Source organism: Mesorhizobium alhagi CCNWXJ12-2, assembly GCF_000236565.1.
In the GTDB taxonomy this organism is placed as follows: domain Bacteria; phylum Pseudomonadota; class Alphaproteobacteria; order Rhizobiales; family Rhizobiaceae; genus Allomesorhizobium; species Allomesorhizobium alhagi.
In genome coordinates this window covers 1-1,666 of sequence record NZ_AHAM01000253.1, presented here as the reverse complement: position 1 = coordinate 1,666, position 1,666 = coordinate 1, and the positions used below count along the sequence as shown (strand labels likewise).

The following is a 1,666-nucleotide window of genomic DNA, read 5'->3' as shown; positions in this document are numbered from 1 at the left end:
CTCGCAAGACATTGAAATTGCACCAGTCGTTTTGATTCAGACACTAAGGCCGGGATTGGAACCTGCCTCGTCCTTCCATTCCGCAAGGGTTAGCGACCTCCTTTCAAAGTCGACTGCAACGCCATTGACCGTTCCCTTGCCAGACAGGAAGTTGAGTTCGCATTGCAGGGGTTCAAATTCCTGCATGGAGTCGAAGTAGTCGAACGTGAATCCGGCGACCACGAACTTGCCCTGACGAAAGGCCAACGTCCGTATCGCCTGCCAACGCTCGCGTCCTATCGCCTGATTTTGCTCCGTGATGGCTATTGAACCATTTGCGAGCGCTCTGACCGAGGGCTCTTGTCCGGAAATCCCACTCTCCCGGGTGCGGCCCCAAACCTTGTTCGGGAGCGCCAAGACCGACCTCAGCAAGCCGCCGTCTGGGTCGCGAACATAGATATAGACGCCCAGCATCACCTCTGATTCGTCCGTAGCGGCGAGAATAGCGAAGTCGGACAAGCCATCCCTGTTCCAGTCGCCGACGGCGGCGTCGACAATCTGGTCCGCGGTTAGCTGGTCCTGTGCATCAGCAGTATTTGGGAGGAACGCTGCGGTGAACAGGAGACACCCTGCCAGAATGATGCCAATTCCTGGCCAAGGCCTGGTCACAAATGTCCATTTGTCTCCGGGATGCATGCAGTTTTCTATCTCGTTGTGAGGCGACAAGCATGGAATGGGTCGATCTATCGGTCGAAGCTCGGCAAGATCATCAGCATACCTGCTATTATCGCAAATGGTAATTAGCGTCTGCCGGGATACGCTCGCATCAGGCTATTGGCTTCGGAGGCTCCTTGCGAACAGCCGAGCATTTCACACCGCATATGACGTTGTTCTACTGTCCAAAACTGGTCCCCTTGCAGGCGATCGAGCCAATCCGCCGGGGACTTCGACCGGCCCTGGCCCTTCTTCGACAAGGAAGGCGCTTGCCCCGGCAGGCGCCGATCAGGCTTCCGTCTCGGTCGCGTGCCGCGTGATGATGTCCAGGAAGGCGTCGCCGTAGCGGTCGAGCTTGGCCTGGCCGACACCGGAGATGGCGGCGAACTCATGGCGGCTGGCCGGGCGGGCGGCGGCCATTTCGAGAAGTGTCCTGTCGTGGAAGATGACATAGGGCGGCAGGCCCTGGGCGCGGGCGAGCTCGAGCCGTCTTTCGCGTAGCGCCTCGAACATGGCGCGGTCGGCAGGCTGAAGGGTGTTTGCGGCTTCGCGGCGGGCGGCCTTCTTCCCTTCCTTGCGCGGCTTCCTCGGCGTCCGCAGCATCAGCGCCGGCTTGTCGCGCAAGAAGTCCCGGCCTCTGTCGGAGATGGATAGGCCGCCATGGCCGGCCAAGTCGACGGCGATCATTCCATGGGCGATGAGCTGGCGCAGGATGGAGCGCCAGGTGGCGCCATCATATTCCCTGCCAATTCCGAAGGTGGAAATCTGGTCGTGGCCGAAGCGGGTGATGCGCTCATCCGCCTCGCCCAGAAGCACGGCGATGACGTAGGCCTGTCCGAAGCGCTCGCCTGTGCGGTAAATGCATGACAGCGCCTTCTGTGCGGCGACGGTGCCGTCGAAGAGTTCGGGCGGTGCCGCGCAATTGTCGCAATTGCCGCAAGGGGGGTGCGTGTCGCCGAAATAATTGAGCAGC

At 60.5% G+C, this 1,666-nt stretch carries 2 protein-coding genes; both read right to left on the bottom strand.

Translation table 11 applies throughout. The annotated features are described in order from the left end of the window. Nucleotides 1–36: 36 nt before the first annotated feature. Nucleotides 37–675 carry a hypothetical protein gene (locus MAXJ12_RS26610; protein WP_008839201.1) on the bottom strand — a complete coding sequence of 213 codons (639 nt, stop codon included), beginning with the start codon at nucleotides 673–675 and terminating at the stop codon, nucleotides 37–39. Nucleotides 676–981: 306 nt separating this feature from the next. Continuing rightward, on the bottom strand, nucleotides 982–1,666 hold a 685-nt coding region (locus tag MAXJ12_RS26605), incomplete at its 5' end, for an RQC domain-containing protein (RefSeq protein ID WP_040588245.1).